This is a genomic window from Mycolicibacterium aubagnense (assembly GCF_010730955.1).
In the GTDB taxonomy this organism is placed as follows: Bacteria; Actinomycetota; Actinomycetes; order Mycobacteriales; family Mycobacteriaceae; genus Mycobacterium; species Mycobacterium aubagnense.
In genome coordinates this window covers 4025268-4039836 of sequence record NZ_AP022577.1, presented here as the reverse complement: position 1 = coordinate 4039836, position 14569 = coordinate 4025268, and the positions used below count along the sequence as shown (strand labels likewise).

The following is a 14569-nucleotide window of genomic DNA, read 5'->3' as shown; positions in this document are numbered from 1 at the left end:
TCGCGGTCTTTCGAGACGTCACCGCAAGGTCAACGCAGGAGTCACCCCGTACCCCAATGCCTTTGATCCAGAGCTGTCACAAATCGGGACATTGTCATCATGCGCTGACAACGTCAGCCGATGCTGACAGCTCCGGCCGACAAGTGTCCCAGGAAGAGAGACGATCTCACCGGCTCGCGCTAGACGACCGTCAACGGCAGGGACTTACGCTCCTCGAAGACCCACGCCGCTCCGCTGCTCACCTTGCACACCGAGACCTCGCCGAGTTCCTTTGCCGGGGTGTCGGTTTCGATGAACCGTACGGTCCAGTCGCGGGCGTCGCCGGAGACTTCTGCGCGCAGCAGTGGGTTGACCGCCGTGGCGATCGCCTGCAGCGGCAGGTCGGCTTCAGGAGACACCAGCGCGATCCAGGCGTCGTCCTCGTGCGCCGGCGACGGCCGCACGTGTGCCTCCTCGCCCGAAACATCAACGGAGACATACGCGGCCGGGTTGAGGAGCGGATGCAGCTCCAGCACCCGCAGGGCACTGGCGGCATCGTTCGGCAACCCCAGCACCCGCTGGATGCGCTCGGCTGCCACGCCCGAGATGCCGATCAGCGCCTTGGTGCGGATCGACCGTTCCTTCTGGAGGTCGCCGTTACAGCGGGCCCGGACCGCCAGTGCGAAAGACAGCACCAGTAGGTGCATCTGGAGACACACCTCATCGGCGATGCGCACCAGCGCCGAGTGCGAGAAGGCCGAGAAGTCGACGTCACTCACCAGCGGGCCGGAGTAGTCGGCCTGCCCCTCGTCCGCGGGGTCGATGTCATCGAGCTCGCACCGGTACGCATTGGTCGCGCCGATGATGTCGAGCTGCGGGATGAACCCGACCTCGGGATACGACTCGTCGATGATGACGGTCCACGCGCAGGCCGGCGTCCGGTCCGCCGGCACGCGCGGCGGCCGGTGGATGGGCCGCACCTGGCAGCGCCGGTTGGTGGCCAGCGCCGTCGCGTCGAACGTCGGATCCTCGATGTCGTGGCACATGCCGCGCACGTAGTCGGGGCCCATGGGCTCGACGTCCATGAGCGCGCCGCAGTGGTCGAGGTGGAACTCGCCGCGCCAGCGATCGTGCACGGTGTACCGGAAATCCATGAACTGCGGTGGCGCGCCGATGTCCAGCTGCAGGCCCTTGAAGATCGTGATGATATCCACGCCTTCGTATTTCAGCGCCTTCTGCATCCGCTTGGTGTAGAGCGGACTGGACCCGGCCCACTCCTCGATGGCGATCTGCAGCATCTCTTCACGACCGAATTCGACGATGCACCAGGCCATTCCCGAACGGTCGATGAGCTGCCCGATCAGCAGCAGCTCGGGCACCAGCGCCGCGAGCTGCGCGCGCGACAACGATGCGTATCTACTTGTCATCGAGCTCGCTCCCGGTGTTCATCTTGACCGCGGCGTTGACGTTCGCCTTGCGGTCCTCGGCGAGGCCCTTCTCGGCTGCCTTGCGCCGCCTGGCGACGACCTTGGACACGGTGCCGTTGAACGCTGAACCGAGTGGGAAGCCGAGGTACTGCGTGAGGAAGATGCCGATGTCCTTGAGCTCGGCCTCGGTGAACTCCTCGTTGAGCAACGCGGCGTTGACCTGAATCTCGGCGAGGTCCTGTGAGCCGACGGCAGTGACGCACGTCAACGTCATCAGCCGCTTCTCCCGCATGCTCAACCCGGGCTTGCTCCAGATGGTGCCGAACAAGTGGTCCACGGTGAGGTCGAAGTACGGGTCGCCCTCGATGTTGGGCATCTCCCAGCCGTACACCTCGTTCATCTTCGCCAGGCCTTTGGCGCGCAACTCGTCCATCACGACTCCTTCGAATGCGGTACGCCGAGGCCCTCGGCGAGATTGGCCAATGCCAGCTCGGCAAGCGGAAGATCCACTCCCACAGCAGAACCCAGTCCGAGGGCCAGCGTGAGGTCCTTCTCCGCCAGGCCCCGGGTGTGGACGAACATGGGGTAGAGGAAGTGGTCGGGGGCCAGCGGTTTGGTGTCGTCGCGCGCCATGATCGCGCCCGGGCCGCCGGACTGCGCATCACTGTGCCGCACGACGCGGCCCAGCTTCTGCAGGTCGATGCCCGCTGCCTCGGCCAGCTTCTGCGCCTCGCACGCGGCGGCAAACCCGATGAAGGTCAGCATGTTCCGGGCCAGCTTCATCTTGGTGCCCGCACCCGGTTCGCCGGCGCGCACCACCAACGACGCCCACTGCTTGAAGACGGGCTTCACCTTGTCGTAGGCCTCGTCGTCGGCCCCGACCATGACGGCCAGTTCGCCCTTGCTCGCCGCCCCGGCGCCACCGCTCACCGGTGCGTCGACGAGGTGAATCCCCTTGGGCCGCAGCTGTTCGGCCAGCTCGACGGCCGTCGTCGGCTCGATCGTGGAATGGATGGCGATCACCGTACCGGGCTCGGCGTGCTCGGCAAGCTGCGCGACGACGTCGCGAACCTGCTCGTCGTTGAGCACGGTCACGCTGATCACGTCGGCCTTGGCGACGTCCGCGACGCGGTCGGCCAGGGTGGCGCCCAGTTCCGCGAACGGCGCCATGGCCTCGGCACGCATGTCGAAAACGATGAGCCCGCCGGGCCATTCGGCCAGGCGCTTGGCCATCGGCGTACCCTGATTGCCGAGACCGATATACCCGAGTCGTGCTGCGCCGGTCTGCTCTTCGCGCAAGCGCTCATCGTCGCTCATGACCGGATGATCTGTCCGCCGTCGACGTTGAAGATCTGCCCGGTGATCCAGCTGGCCTCGTCGGACAGCAGGAACAGGCACATACCGACGAGGTCTTCCGGGGTGCCCATCCGCGCCAGCGGCAGAGTCTGGACGATCTGCTTCACGATGGCCTGCGGGGTGGTGCTGCGGTTGGCCTCGGTGTCGATGGGTCCCGGCGCGATCGCGTTGATGCGGATGTTGCGCCACCCCAACTCACGGGACAACTGCTGCGTCAGACCGTTGACCCCGACCTTCGCCAAACCGTAGAAGTTGGCGTAAACCCAGGCCGCCGTGGAGGACTGGTTGACGATCGACCCGCCACCGCGCTTCTCCATATGCGGGAAAACCGCACGGGTACACACCAGCGCGCCGTCGAGGTTGACGCTCATGAACTTGCGGTAGTAGTCCCAGTCCACGGTCAGCAGGCCGTCGAGCTTCATGCCGCCGAAGATCGCGGCGTTGTTCACCAGGTAGTCGATGCCGCCGAACTCGGCCACGGCTTGCGCTGCCATGTCATTGGCCGAATCGATGTCGGAGACGTCGACGCGTACGGCCAGGGCCTTGCCGCCGTCGGCCTTGATGCCGGCGGCAACCTTCTCCGCACCCTCGACATTGATGTCGGCGACGACTACGGCGGCGCCTTCGGCGGCCAGCGCCTCGGCGTAGACCTGACCGATGCCGCCGCCTGCCCCGGTCACGATGCCGACCTTGTTCTCGAACCTGCCCATGATTTCCTCTCGTCTAATTCTTGTGAGCCAACGGTTTTGGGGCGCCCGGAGCTAGGTGGCCAGCGTGGCGATGCACTTGGTCTCCAGGTATTCCTCGAACCCGGCGACGCCCATCTCCCGGCCATTGCCGGACTGCTTGTAGCCGCCGAACGGCGCGTCGGCGGAGTACCAGACGCCGCCGTTGACGTTGACGGTGCCGACGCGCAGCCGGGCTGCCACGCCCGCCGCGCGCTGCGGGTCGGCCGAGAACACCGTGCCGGACAGGCCGTACGGCGAGTCGTTGGCGATGCGGACGGCGTCGTCGTCGCCGTCGTGGGCGATGACGGTGAGCACCGGCCCGAAGATCTCCTCGCGGGCGACACGCGCCGAATTATCCAGTCCAGCAATGACGGTCGGTTCGATGAAGAAGCCGGTGTCACGGTCCGCAGGGCGGCCGCCACCGCAGGCGAACGTGCCACCCTCCTCGATCGCGAGGTCGAGGTAGCTCTGCACCCGGTCGCGCTGGCGCGCCGAGATCACGGGACCACAGACGGTCCGCGGGCTGGACGGATCGCCGGGCTTGATGCCGCCCATCGTCCCCGCCGCAGCCGCGACCGCTTCGTCGTAGCGGGCCCGCGGCACCACCAGCCGGGTGGTGATCGCGCAGCCCTGGCCGGCGTGCATCGATGCCGTGAACGCGGCCATCGCACAGGCGCCGGCCAGGTCGGCGTCGTCCAGCACCAGGAACGCCGACTTCCCACCGAGCTCCAGGAACACCTTTTTGATGGTGGCCGCGGCGTCGGTCATCACGGCACGGCCGGTGACGGTCGAGCCGGTGAACGAAACCATGTCCACGTCAGGGTGTTTCGACAGCATGGCGCCGACGCCGTGGTCACGGGACGTGACGATGTTGACGACGCCCGCAGGGAAGTCCGTGTGCTCGGTGATCAGTTGGCCCAGCACCGCCGCAGCCCACGGGGTGTCGGGTGCGGGCTTGAGGATCAGGGTGTTGCCCGCCGCCAGCGCCGGCCCGACCTTGGCCAGGTTGATCTGGTGCGGGAAGTTCCACGGCGTGATCGCGCCGACGACACCGACGGCCTCGCGCGCAATGGTCCGGTTGGTCGGAATCCCCTGCGGGGTGGCGTGTCCCAGGTCGGTGGTCCACTGGTAGCCCTCCGCGGTGTCGGCAGCGAAGGTCAGGTCTTCGATCGGCCCGTCCAAATGCGCTCCGGCAGTGAGCATCCGGGGTGCGCCAACCTCCGAGATGGTCAGCTCGCGCAGCTCGTCGGCGTGGTCGCGCATGGCCTGCTGCAACTGGCGCAGGCAGCGCACGCGCAGTTCGACATTGGTGGACCAGTCGGTCTCGTCGAAGGCCCGCCGCGCGCCGTCGATGGCGTCGGCCATGTCCCCCACCGTGGCGTCGGCCGCCACGCCGAGGACTTCCTCGGTCGCGGGATTGACGGTCGGGAACGTACCGCGTGACCCCGGCACCAATTTTCCGTCGATGAGAAGGCGGCTTTCGCGATCACCCAACAAGGCCATCTGCACTCCTGCGAATTCTGGACAACTGTCCGACAACGTTCAGTCGAACCATAACCTCACGCGCCGCCGAGTAGCAAGGGTCCCGCGAGATCAGTACCGCGGATATCGAAGTAAACGCCGATTTAACTGGCTTTTCAAGCCACCACCTTGCTTCCATGGCGCGCCATCGGCTAACTTGGACATGTGTCCAGCGATGCAGTGGCCGCAGTCACACGTACCGGCCAAGAAGCGGACGACCAGCCGCGTAACCGCCGCCAGGAGGAGACCTTCCAGAAGGTTCTCGCCGCGGGCCGCGAGATGCTCCGGGAGTCGTCCTATGCCGACCTGACGGTGCGCGCCGTGGCCGCGCGCGCCAAGGTCGCACCGGCGACCGCCTACACCTACTTCTCGTCCAAGAACCACCTCATCGCCGAGGTGTACCTGGACATGGTTCGGCAGGTGCCGTACTTCACCGACGTCAACCAGTCGATGGCCAGCCGCGTCGAACAGGCACTGCGCAGCCTCGCGCTGGTCGTGGCCGACGAGCCCGGGGTCGCAGCTGCCTGCACGACGGCCCTGCTGTCGGGCGACGACGAAACCGTCCGCAAGGTGCGTGACCGCATCGGCGGTGAGATCCATCGCCGGATCCGCTCGGCCGTCGGCCCCGCTGCCGATCCGCGCCTGCTGTCGGCCCTGGAGATGACGTACTTCGGCGCGCTCGTCAACGCAGGCAGCGGCGTCTACACCTATCACCAGATCGCCGACCGGCTGTCCTATGTCGTCGGATTAATCGTGGGAGACAACGCATGACGACAAACACATCCCCGTCGCTTCGCTCGCCCCGGGAAGTCGAGCTATTGATCGATCCGTACAGCTACGACTTCCACGAGGATCCGTATCCGTACTACCGGCGGCTGCGGGACGAGGCGCCGATCTACCGGAACGACAAGCTCAACTTCTGGGCCCTGTCCCGGCATGAGGACGTGCTGCGCGGCTTCCGGAACAGCACCGCTCTGTCCAACAAGCACGGCGTCTCACTGGACCCGATCTCGCGCAACGACGAAGCCCACCGCGTGATGTCCTTTCTGGCCCTTGACGATCCAGCGCACCTGCGACTGCGAACCCTGGTCTCCAAGGGCTTCACGCCGCGGCGCATCCGCGAGCTGGAAGGGCGGGTCACCGAGATCGCCGTCCAGCATCTCGATGAGGCGTTGAAAGACAATGACTTCGGCACATTTGATTTCGTAGACTCCTTCGCGGGCAAGCTGCCCATGGACGTCATCAGCGAGCTGATGGGTGTCCCCGACGTGGACCGCGTGCGTATCCGCGCGCTGGCAGACGGAGTGATGCACCGTGATGACGGGGCGGCCGACGTGCCGGCATCCGCCATCGCCGCCTCGGGTGAGCTGTTGATGTACTACGCCGACATGGTCAAGCAGCGCCGCAAGAGTCTGAGCGACGACCTCACCTCGGCGCTGGTGGAGGCCGAGATCGACGGCGACAAGCTCACCGACGACGAGATCATGGCGTTCCTGTTCCTGATGGTGATCGCCGGCAACGAGACCACCACGAAACTGCTTGCCAATGCGGCTTATTGGGGACACAAGAACCCCGACCAGCTGGCGCCGGTCTTCGACGACCATGAGCTGATCGCGCCGTGGATCGAGGAGACGCTGCGCTACGACACGTCCAGCCAGCTGCTGGCCCGCGCGGTGGTCGAAGACCTCGAGTTCCACGGCACCACCGTCCCGGCGGGTGAGGTGCTGCTGCTGTTGGCCGGTTCGGCCAACCGCGACGAGCGGGTGTTCGACCAGCCCGACGAGTACCGCATCGGCCGCGACATCGGTTCGAAGCTCGTGAGTTTCGGCAGCGGCGCCCACTTCTGCCTCGGTGCCCACCTGGCCCGGATGGAAGCCCGGGTGGCGCTGACCGAATTGTTCAAACGCATCAACGGCTACGAGGTGGACGAGGACAACTGCGTCCGCGTGCATTCGAGTTCAGTACGAGGATTCGCGCATCTTCCCATCGCGGTGTCCCACCGCTGAAACCCATCACAGATTGAGGCACGCCAAATGGCCCGTTTTGAACCACATCCCGCCCGCAGGCCCGCCATTGTGGCCGGCGCCTCGTCCGGCATCGGCGCCGCGACGGCGACCGCACTCGCCGCCCGCGGCTTCCCGGTCGCGCTGGGGGCCCGCCGGGTGGAGAAGTGTCAGGAACTCGTCGATCAGATCAAAGCCGAAGGCGGAGAAGCGATTGCGCTGCCGCTCGACGTCACCGACACCGCGTCGGTCGAGAACTTCGTCGCCAAGGCAACCGCGGCTCTCGGCGACATCGAGGTCCTGGTCACCGGCGCCGGCGACACGAACTTCGGCCGGCTGCACGAGATGAGCACCGACGACTTCGCCCAGCAGCTGCAGATCCACCTGGTCGGCGCCAACCGCATGGCCCGCGCCGTCCTCGACGGCATGGTCGAGCGCCGACGCGGCGACCTGATCTTCGTCGGGTCCGACGTGGCGCTGCGCCAGCGCCCGCACATGGGCGCGTACGGCGCCGCGAAGGCCGGCCTGGTCGCGATGGTGACCAACTTCCAGATGGAGCTGGAAGGCACCGGCGTGCGCGCCTCGGTGGTGCATCCCGGCCCGACCATGACCTCGATGGGATGGAGCCTGCCGGCCGAGAAAATCGGTCCGGCCCTGGAGGATTGGGCCAAGTGGGGCCAGGCCCGGCACAGCTACTTCCTGCGCGCGGCCGACCTGGCGCGCGCCATCACGTTCGTCGCCGAGACCCCGCGCGGCGGATTCATCGCCAACATGGAACTTCAGCCCGAAGCGCCGCTGGCCGAAGCCAAGGAACGTCAATCGCTCGCGCTCGGCGAAGAAGGGATGCCTGGTCGATGACCATTACCAAAGACGTACAACGAGTTTCCGGTGGCGCCGAGGAGCACGGTCACCTGGAGGAATTCCGCACCGACCCCATCGGCCTGATGCAGCGCGTCCGCGACGAGTGCGGCGATGTCGGCTGGTTCCAACTCGCGGACAAGCAGGTGGTGCTGCTGACCGGTGCCGAAGCCAACGAGTTCTTCTTTCGTTCCAGTGACAGCGAACTCAACCAGGCCGAGGCCTATCCGTTCATGACCCCGATCTTCGGTGAGGGCGTGGTGTTCGATGCCGACCCCGAGCGGCGCGCCGAGATGCTGCACAACACCGCGCTCCGCGGTGAACAGATGAAGGGCCATGCCGCCACCATCGAGCGCGAAGTCCGGCGGATGACCGAAAACTGGGGCGACTCTGGCGAAATCGACCTGCTGGAGTTCTTCTCCGAGCTCACCATCTACACCTCGACGGCCTGCCTGATCGGCCCCAAGTTCCGCAACCAGCTCGACTCGCGGTTCGCGAACTACTACCACCTGCTCGAGCGCGGCACCGATCCGCTGTGCTACGTCGACCCCTACCTGCCCATCGAGAGCTTCCGCATCCGCGACGAGGCCCGGGCCAACCTGGTCGAGTTGGTGCAGGAAGTCATGAATGGGCGAATCGCCAACCCGCCCACCGACAAGAGCGACCGGGATCTGCTCGACGTGCTGGTCTCGATCAAGGACGAAGAAGGCAATCCGCGCTTCAGCGCCAACGAGGTCACCGGCATGTTCATCTCGCTGATGTTCGCCGGGCACCACACCAGCTCGGGCACGTCGAGCTGGACGCTCATCGAGCTGCTGCGCCACCCCGACTTCTACACCAAGGTCCAGCAAGAGCTCGACGACCTGTACGCCGACGGGCAGGAGGTGAGTTTCCATGCGCTGCGCCAGATTCCGAATCTGGACAATGCGCTCAAGGAGACGCTGCGCCTGCACCCGCCGCTGATCATCCTGATGCGCGTGGCGCAGGACGAGTTCGAGGTCGAGGGGCACCCCATCCACAAGGGCCAGATGGTGGCCACCTCTCCGGCGATCTCGAACCGCATTCCCGACGACTTCCCGGACCCGGACGCCTTCAACCCCGACCGCTACGAGAAGCCGCGACAGGAAGACCTGCTCAACCGGTGGACCTGGATTCCGTTCGGCGCCGGCAAGCACCGCTGCGTGGGTGCGGCGTTCGCCCAGATGCAGATCAAGGCGATCTTCTCGGTTCTGTTGCGCGAGTACGAGTTCGAGATGGCTCAGCCCCCGGGGAGTTACCGCAACGACCACTCGAAGATGGTCGTGCAGTTGGCCCGGCCCGCGACCGTGCGCTATCGGAAGCGCGCCTGATGGCTGGTTACCGCGTTGAAGTCGACCGCGACCTGTGCCAGGGCCACGCCATGTGTGCCCTGGAGGCGCCGGACTACTTCAACGTCCCCAAGCGCGGCACCGTCGAAATCCTCGACGAAACCCCGCCCGACGAAGCGCGCGACGAGATCGAGCGCGCCGTTGCCGAGTGCCCTACCCAAGCCCTGTTCATTCGCGAAACCAGCTGAAGACAAAGGACAAGACAATGACGTCATTCCCCCGCGAACAACTCGAAGAGTGGGTCGAGCGGTGGCTGCAGGTCAACCGTGATGCCGAGGCGGCCGGCGACTGGAAGCCCATGGCCGACTTCTACACCGACGACGCCACGTACGGCTGGAACATCGGCCCCAAGGAGGACGTGATGTGCCTCGGTAAGGCCGAAATCCGCGACATCGCACTGGGTTTGGAGATGGAAGGCCTCGAGGGCTGGAAGTACCCGTACCAGCGGGTCGTGATCGACGACAAGCAGGGCGAGGTCGTCGGCTTTTGGAAGCAGATCGTCGGCGGAGCCGACAATTCAGCCGGAGCCACCGATTCCGCATGTTTCGAGGTCTACGGCATCGGCGGCAGCTGGTTCCGGCTGGAGAACGTCGACGGGGAACCCAAGATCGCCTGGCAGCGCGACTTCTTCGACTTCGGCCACGTGCAGAAGCTCTATCTGGACCTGATGACCGCGGGCAAGTTGTCCAAGGGCATGCAGCAACGCATCCAGCGCAGCCTGGCCGGCGAGCAGCTGCCGGGCTACTACCCGCTGGGCGAGGCCCCGGTCCCGATCTGGTGAGAAACCGGCCAAGCAGTTGGTTGAGGGGTGGGGTGTGACGAACGTAACTATTCCCTCTAGTCTGACTGGAACAGGTTCTAGTGGAAGGCACGCGCAATGAAGACAAAAGGTGCTCTCATCTGGGAGTTCAACCAGCCGTGGTCGATCGAGGAGATCGAGATCGGCGACCCCGTCAAGGACGAGGTCAAGATCCAGATGGAAGCCTCGGGCATGTGCCACTCCGACCACCACCTGGTGACCGGTGACATCCCGATGGCCGGCTTCCCGGTCCTCGGAGGCCATGAGGGCGCCGGCATCGTGGTCGAGGTCGGCCCGGGTGTGGACCACCTCGCCGTCGGCGACCACGTCGTGCTCTCGTTCATCCCGTCGTGCGGTGAGTGTCCGTCGTGCCAGGCCGGCATGCGCAACCTGTGCGACCTGGGCATGTACCTGTTGACCGGTACCGCGGTCTCCGACGGCACCAACCGCGTGCACGCCGCCGACGGCACACCGGTCATCCCGATGACACTGCTGGGCACATTCAGCCCGTACATGGTGGTGCACAAGAGTTCTGTGGTGAAAATCGACCCGACCATTCCGTTCGAGGTCGCCTGCCTGGTCGGTTGCGGCGTCACCACGGGCTACGGCTCGGCGGTCCGCAGCGGCGACGTGCGCCCCGGTGATGATGTCTGCATCGTCGGCGTCGGCGGTGTCGGCACCGGCGCGCTGCAGGGCGCGCTCAACGCCGGCGCCCGCAACGTCTTCGTCGTGGATCCTGTTGAGTTCAAGCGTGACAATGCCCTGAAGTTCGGCGCCACGCACGCCTACCCGGACATCTTCAGCGCCATGGCCGGCGTCGCGGAGGTCACCGAAGGCCGCATGGCCACGAAGACCATCGTCACCGTCGGTGAGCTGCACGGCGAGGACATCGACAACTACCTCAACATCACCAGCAAGGGCGGCACGTGCGTCGTGACGGCGGTCGCGAACATGGCCAGCCTGGACGTCAAGCTGAACCTGGCGATGCTCACGCTGATGCAGAAGCGCCTGCAGGGCACCATCTTTGGCGGCGGCAACCCCCACCACGACATCCCGTCGCTGCTGGCGATGTACAAGGCCGGCCGCCTCAACCTCGATGACATGGTCACCCGGCAGTACAAGCTGGAGCAGATCAACGAGGGCTACAAGGACATGCTGGAGGGCCGCAACATCCGCGGTGTCATCCGGTACACCGACGCCGACCGCTGAGCGAGACGCACCACGCCGAAACGGCATTCCAGCAGGAAAAGTCCGAGTAAAAACCTGCTGGAATGCCGTTTCGGCACAAAGGAGAAACATGAACCCCGTAGTCACCGCGTCACAGTCGTCGTGGCGCTGCGTCCAGAGCCACGACCGGGAGGGCTGGCTGGCCCTGATGGCCGACGACATCGTCGTCGAAGACCCGATCGGCGAGTCCGTCACCAACCCGGACGGCACCGGCGTGAAGGGCAAGGAGGCACTGGCCGCCTTCTACGACACCAATATCGGGCCCAATCAGTTGACGATCACCTGCGAGGAGACGTTCCCGTCCAGCTCGCCCAACGAGATCGCCTACATTCTGGTGCTGCGCACCGAATTCCCCAACGGCTTCGTGGCCACCGTCCGCGGTCCGTTCACCTACAAGGTCAACGATGCCGGGCTGATCACCAACCTGCGCGGTTACTGGAACCTCGAGGCCATGAAATTCGAGCAGCCGGCCGAGTAACCGAATAGCCACTCATGGCACGCATTTCGCAAAAATACTTGCGGTAGCGGGCCATTCGCGTCCACGGGTCACGGCACTATGCTCGTCACCATGCCGTCCGTGTTCACCATGATCATCAACCGCGACCTGCCGGGCCGATTCGTCTACGAGGACGACGACGTCGTTGCGTTCCTGACCATCGAGCCCATGACGCAGGGCCACACGCTCGTCGTGCCTCGAGCCGAGGTGGACAACTGGCAGGACCTGGACCCCGAGCTGTGGGGCAAGGTCATGTCGGTGTCGCAGAAGATCGGCCGCGCGGTGTGCAAGGCCTTCGACGCCGAGCGGGCCGGCGTGATCATCGCCGGGCTCGAGGTGCCGCACCTGCACGTGCACGTGTTCCCGGCCCGCAACCTGTCCGACTTCGGGTTCGCCAACGTCGACCGCAACCCGTCGCCGGAATCACTCGACGAGGCTCAGGCCAAGATCATCGCCGCCCTCGGCACCGCCGGCTGAGCCGGCTGATTCGGCAGAGTCCGCTGCGACGCGGATGCGCGGCAGGCGCACCGTGAACCGGCAGCCCTGCCCCGGCGCGGTGGTCACCGTGACGACGCCGCCGTGCGCGCGTACCAGCGAGTCGACAATCGACAGCCCGAGGCCCGTGCCGCCGCTGGACCGGGTGCGGGACGAGTCCGTGCGATAGAAGCGCTCGAAGATGCGCTGCGCGTCCTCGGCCGACAGGCCCGGACCCTGATCGCAGACCTCCAGCACCGCGTCGCTGCCCGCGGTGCCGACGCGCACCGTGATGCCACCGGACTCCGGGGTGTGCTGCACCGCGTTCATCACCAGGTTGCCCAGCACCTGGCGCAGCCGGGCTTCATCACCCATGACTTCCGGGGTGCCGGGACCGTCCAGCAATTCCAGTGACACCGACCGCCGCGGCGCGATTGATCGCGCGTCATGCACCGCGTCGGTGGCCAGGATCAGCAGGTCGACAGGACGCTGCTCCAGCGGCCGCTGCTGGTCCAGCCGGGCCAGCAGCAGCAGGTCCTCGACCAGCAGGCCCATGCGGCGAGCCTCGCTCTCGATCCGGCTCATCAGCATCTCGACATCATTGGCGGCGCCCTGTCGATACAACTCTGCGAATCCGCGAATGGTGGTCAGCGGGGTCCGCAGCTCATGGCTCGCGTCGGTGATGAACCGCCGCATCCGTTCCTCGGAGGTGCGCGCCGTCTCCGCCGACTGTTCCGACGACGCGACCGCATTCTGAATCTGCGCGAGCATTCCGTTGAGCGCCAACGACAACCGGCCCACTTCGGTGCGTGAGTCCCGCTCCGGAATACGAAGGTCGAGCTGGCCGGCGGCAATGTCGGCGGCTGTGCGCTCGACCTCATCGAGGGGCCGCAGGCTGCGGTGGACAGCGACATAGCCGGCGATACCCAAGATCAGCAGGACCGCGGCCCCGATACCGACCTGCGACCACGCCAGCGCGCGCACCGTCGATGCCACGTCGGAAAGGTCGATCGCCACCGTCGTCAGTTCCCCGGCCGGGCCGCGCACCGTCATGGCGCGCCATTTGACGTCGGAGTGCTGGGTCGAGCCGACCGTTGTCGGTACGGGGCCGACGTCATTGCTGTCCGGCAGTGCGGGCTGGGCGTCGTTGTCGTTGACGGCGATCCACACCCGGCCGTCGGGGTCGATGCCGCGGACGTAGAAGTTCGACGGCGGCCGCGCCGGGTTCGGTCCTTCGATGGGCAGGGCCGGGATGCGCCGCGGCTCCTGCGCCCAGCTACGGGACGCGTCCAGCAGCGTCTCGTCGACGCGGTTGACCAGGCTGTGCTGCATGATCGACGTGACGGCGACGCCGGAGGCCAGCAGACCGCAGGCCGCCAGCAGCACGGTCGCGGCGACCAGCCCCACTCGCAGAGGAATGCCGCGGATACCGTGACCTATCCCGTCGCTTCGCTCGCCCTGAGGCCCTGTCCCGTCGCTTCGCTCGCCCAGCCGACGTGTCATCACTCCATTGTTGGCGATGTCTCGCCAGGAATGGCGGATAGTGCTCAGAGCGGTCTGTTCTTTGCGCGAGCGCTCATCACCGCGGTTCGCGCAGGACGTAGCCGACGCCGCGCAAGGTGTGCAGCAGACGCTTCTCGCCGGTGTCGATCTTGCGGCGCAGGTACGACACGTACGACTCGACGACATTGACGTCACCGCCGAAGTCGTAGCGCCACACGTGGTCGAGGATCTTCGGCTTCGACAGCACGGTGCCGGCGTTGATGATGAAGTAGCGCAGCAGAGTGAACTCGGTGGGCGACAGCGAGACCGGCTCCCCCGCCTTCCACACCTCGTGGGTGTCCTCGTCGAGTTCGATGTCGGCGAACGTCAGGCGGGCGCTGCGCGGTTCTTCGACGCCACGGCCCGTGCGGCGCAGGATCACCCGCAGCCGCGCCACGACCTCTTCGAGGCTGAACGGCTTGGTGACGTAGTCGTCACCGCCGAGCGTGAGGCCGGCGACCTTGTCCTGCAGGCTGTCGCGGGCGGTGAGGAAGAGCGCGGGCGCATCGATGCCGTCGGCGCGCATCCGGCGCAGGACGCCGAAGCCGTCCATACCGGGCATCATCACGTCGAGGATCACCGCGTCGGGCTTCACCTCGCGCGCCTTGTCGAGCGCGGCGGGACCGTTGGAGGCGGAGTGCACCTCGAATCCCTGGAACTTCAGGCTGACGGAAAGTAGCTCGACGATGTTGGTCTCGTCGTCGACTACGAGGATCCGTGCTTCGGGCGTTGCCTCAGGAACTGCAGCCATGGCCATGAAGCCCATGGTCCTCGCAGCCCTTAAATCCTCCC

16 protein-coding genes are annotated in these 14569 nt (G+C 66.1%); 9 read left to right on the top strand and 7 right to left on the bottom strand.

Annotated elements, in window-relative coordinates; genetic code table 11:
- Window positions 1-179: 179 nt before the first annotated feature.
- Genes G6N59_RS19295 through G6N59_RS19275 form a run of 5 tightly spaced genes read right to left on the bottom strand, consistent with a single transcriptional unit; the run spans window position 180 to window position 4993 of the window.
- On the bottom strand, window positions 180-1406 hold the full coding sequence (locus G6N59_RS19295) for a hypothetical protein (protein WP_138228446.1): 1227 nt from the start codon (window positions 1404-1406) through the stop codon (window positions 180-182).
- A complete protein-coding gene (locus G6N59_RS19290) occupies window positions 1396-1839 on the bottom strand; it encodes a carboxymuconolactone decarboxylase family protein (protein ID WP_138228445.1) in 444 nt (147 codons plus the stop codon). Before G6N59_RS19290 ends, G6N59_RS19295 begins: the two co-directional genes overlap by 11 nt.
- Window positions 1839-2723 carry an NAD(P)-dependent oxidoreductase gene (locus tag G6N59_RS19285; protein WP_138228444.1) on the bottom strand — a complete coding sequence of 295 codons (885 nt, stop codon included), beginning with the start codon at window positions 2721-2723 and terminating at the stop codon, window positions 1839-1841. The genes G6N59_RS19290 and G6N59_RS19285 overlap by 1 nt, the downstream gene beginning before the upstream one ends.
- Window positions 2720-3472 carry an SDR family oxidoreductase gene (locus tag G6N59_RS19280; RefSeq protein WP_138228443.1) on the bottom strand — a complete coding sequence of 251 codons (753 nt, stop codon included), beginning with the start codon at window positions 3470-3472 and terminating at the stop codon, window positions 2720-2722. The genes G6N59_RS19285 and G6N59_RS19280 overlap by 4 nt, the downstream gene beginning before the upstream one ends.
- Before the next feature lie 51 nt (window positions 3473-3523).
- Window positions 3524-4993, bottom strand: a complete 1470-nt coding sequence (locus G6N59_RS19275) for an aldehyde dehydrogenase (RefSeq protein WP_138228442.1) — start codon at window positions 4991-4993, stop codon at window positions 3524-3526.
- A gap of 183 nt (window positions 4994-5176) precedes the next feature.
- Here G6N59_RS19275 and G6N59_RS19270 point away from each other — a divergent pair, with 183 nt between their 5' ends.
- The 9 genes from G6N59_RS19270 (at window position 5177) to G6N59_RS19230 (ending at window position 12238) form a co-directional block, all read left to right on the top strand.
- Window positions 5177-5782, top strand: coding sequence for a TetR family transcriptional regulator (locus tag G6N59_RS19270; protein WP_138228441.1), 606 nt, complete (start codon window positions 5177-5179; stop codon window positions 5780-5782).
- Entirely contained in the window at window positions 5779-7017 is a 1239-nt protein-coding gene (locus G6N59_RS19265) for a cytochrome P450 (RefSeq protein ID WP_138228440.1), read from the top strand. Before G6N59_RS19270 ends, G6N59_RS19265 begins: the two co-directional genes overlap by 4 nt.
- 27 nt (window positions 7018-7044) lie before the next feature.
- Window positions 7045-7872 (top strand): SDR family oxidoreductase, encoded by an 828-nt coding sequence (locus G6N59_RS19260; RefSeq protein ID WP_138228439.1) that lies wholly within the window; start codon window positions 7045-7047, stop codon window positions 7870-7872.
- Window positions 7869-9221: a lanosterol 14-alpha demethylase gene (locus tag G6N59_RS19255; RefSeq protein ID WP_138228438.1), complete on the top strand. Its 1353-nt coding sequence runs from the start codon at window positions 7869-7871 to the stop codon at window positions 9219-9221. Before G6N59_RS19260 ends, G6N59_RS19255 begins: the two co-directional genes overlap by 4 nt.
- The gene (locus tag G6N59_RS19250; protein WP_138228437.1) at window positions 9221-9427 is read left to right on the top strand and encodes a ferredoxin Fdx; all 207 of its coding nucleotides are present in this window, start codon (window positions 9221-9223) and stop codon (window positions 9425-9427) included. The genes G6N59_RS19255 and G6N59_RS19250 overlap by 1 nt, the downstream gene beginning before the upstream one ends.
- A gap of 17 nt (window positions 9428-9444) precedes the next feature.
- Window positions 9445-10020: a nuclear transport factor 2-like protein gene (locus tag G6N59_RS19245; protein WP_138228436.1), complete on the top strand. Its 576-nt coding sequence runs from the start codon at window positions 9445-9447 to the stop codon at window positions 10018-10020.
- A gap of 96 nt (window positions 10021-10116) precedes the next feature.
- On the top strand, window positions 10117-11247 hold the full coding sequence (locus G6N59_RS19240; RefSeq protein WP_138228435.1) for an NDMA-dependent alcohol dehydrogenase: 1131 nt from the start codon (window positions 10117-10119) through the stop codon (window positions 11245-11247).
- Window positions 11248-11335: 88 nt separating this feature from the next.
- The gene (locus G6N59_RS19235; protein WP_138228434.1) at window positions 11336-11743 is read left to right on the top strand and encodes a nuclear transport factor 2 family protein; all 408 of its coding nucleotides are present in this window, start codon (window positions 11336-11338) and stop codon (window positions 11741-11743) included.
- 90 nt (window positions 11744-11833) lie between these two features.
- Window positions 11834-12238, top strand: coding sequence for an HIT family protein (locus G6N59_RS19230; protein WP_163911489.1), 405 nt, complete (start codon window positions 11834-11836; stop codon window positions 12236-12238).
- Here the strand turns inward: G6N59_RS19230 and G6N59_RS19225 are convergent.
- Together G6N59_RS19225 and G6N59_RS19220 are read right to left on the bottom strand one after the other, a co-directional pair.
- Window positions 12185-13738 carry a sensor histidine kinase gene (locus G6N59_RS19225; RefSeq protein WP_138228432.1) on the bottom strand — a complete coding sequence of 518 codons (1554 nt, stop codon included), beginning with the start codon at window positions 13736-13738 and terminating at the stop codon, window positions 12185-12187. The two genes, G6N59_RS19230 and G6N59_RS19225, sit on opposite strands and share 54 nt — an antisense overlap.
- 76 nt (window positions 13739-13814) lie before the next feature.
- On the bottom strand, window positions 13815-14534 hold the full coding sequence (locus tag G6N59_RS19220; protein WP_020098732.1) for a response regulator transcription factor: 720 nt from the start codon (window positions 14532-14534) through the stop codon (window positions 13815-13817).
- Window positions 14535-14569: the final 35 nt, after the last annotated feature.

Coding starts and splice junctions, on each gene's coding strand:
- G6N59_RS19295 (WP_138228446.1), bottom strand. CDS start 1,406: ATGACAAGTAGATACGCATCGTTGTCGCGCGCGCAGCTCGCGGCGCTG.
- G6N59_RS19290 (WP_138228445.1), bottom strand. CDS start 1,839: ATGGACGAGTTGCGCGCCAAAGGCCTGGCGAAGATGAACGAGGTGTAC.
- G6N59_RS19285 (WP_138228444.1), bottom strand. CDS start 2,723: ATGAGCGACGATGAGCGCTTGCGCGAAGAGCAGACCGGCGCAGCACGA.
- G6N59_RS19280 (WP_138228443.1), bottom strand. CDS start 3,472: ATGGGCAGGTTCGAGAACAAGGTCGGCATCGTGACCGGGGCAGGCGGC.
- G6N59_RS19275 (WP_138228442.1), bottom strand. CDS start 4,993: ATGGCCTTGTTGGGTGATCGCGAAAGCCGCCTTCTCATCGACGGAAAA.
- G6N59_RS19265 (WP_138228440.1), top strand. CDS start 5,779: ATGACGACAAACACATCCCCGTCGCTTCGCTCGCCCCGGGAAGTCGAG.
- G6N59_RS19260 (WP_138228439.1), top strand. CDS start 7,045: ATGGCCCGTTTTGAACCACATCCCGCCCGCAGGCCCGCCATTGTGGCC.
- G6N59_RS19255 (WP_138228438.1), top strand. CDS start 7,869: ATGACCATTACCAAAGACGTACAACGAGTTTCCGGTGGCGCCGAGGAG.
- G6N59_RS19250 (WP_138228437.1), top strand. CDS start 9,221: ATGGCTGGTTACCGCGTTGAAGTCGACCGCGACCTGTGCCAGGGCCAC.
- G6N59_RS19245 (WP_138228436.1), top strand. CDS start 9,445: ATGACGTCATTCCCCCGCGAACAACTCGAAGAGTGGGTCGAGCGGTGG.
- G6N59_RS19240 (WP_138228435.1), top strand. CDS start 10,117: ATGAAGACAAAAGGTGCTCTCATCTGGGAGTTCAACCAGCCGTGGTCG.
- G6N59_RS19235 (WP_138228434.1), top strand. CDS start 11,336: ATGAACCCCGTAGTCACCGCGTCACAGTCGTCGTGGCGCTGCGTCCAG.
- G6N59_RS19230 (WP_163911489.1), top strand. CDS start 11,834: ATGCCGTCCGTGTTCACCATGATCATCAACCGCGACCTGCCGGGCCGA.
- G6N59_RS19225 (WP_138228432.1), bottom strand. CDS start 13,738: ATGACACGTCGGCTGGGCGAGCGAAGCGACGGGACAGGGCCTCAGGGC.
- G6N59_RS19220 (WP_020098732.1), bottom strand. CDS start 14,534: ATGGCCATGGCTGCAGTTCCTGAGGCAACGCCCGAAGCACGGATCCTC.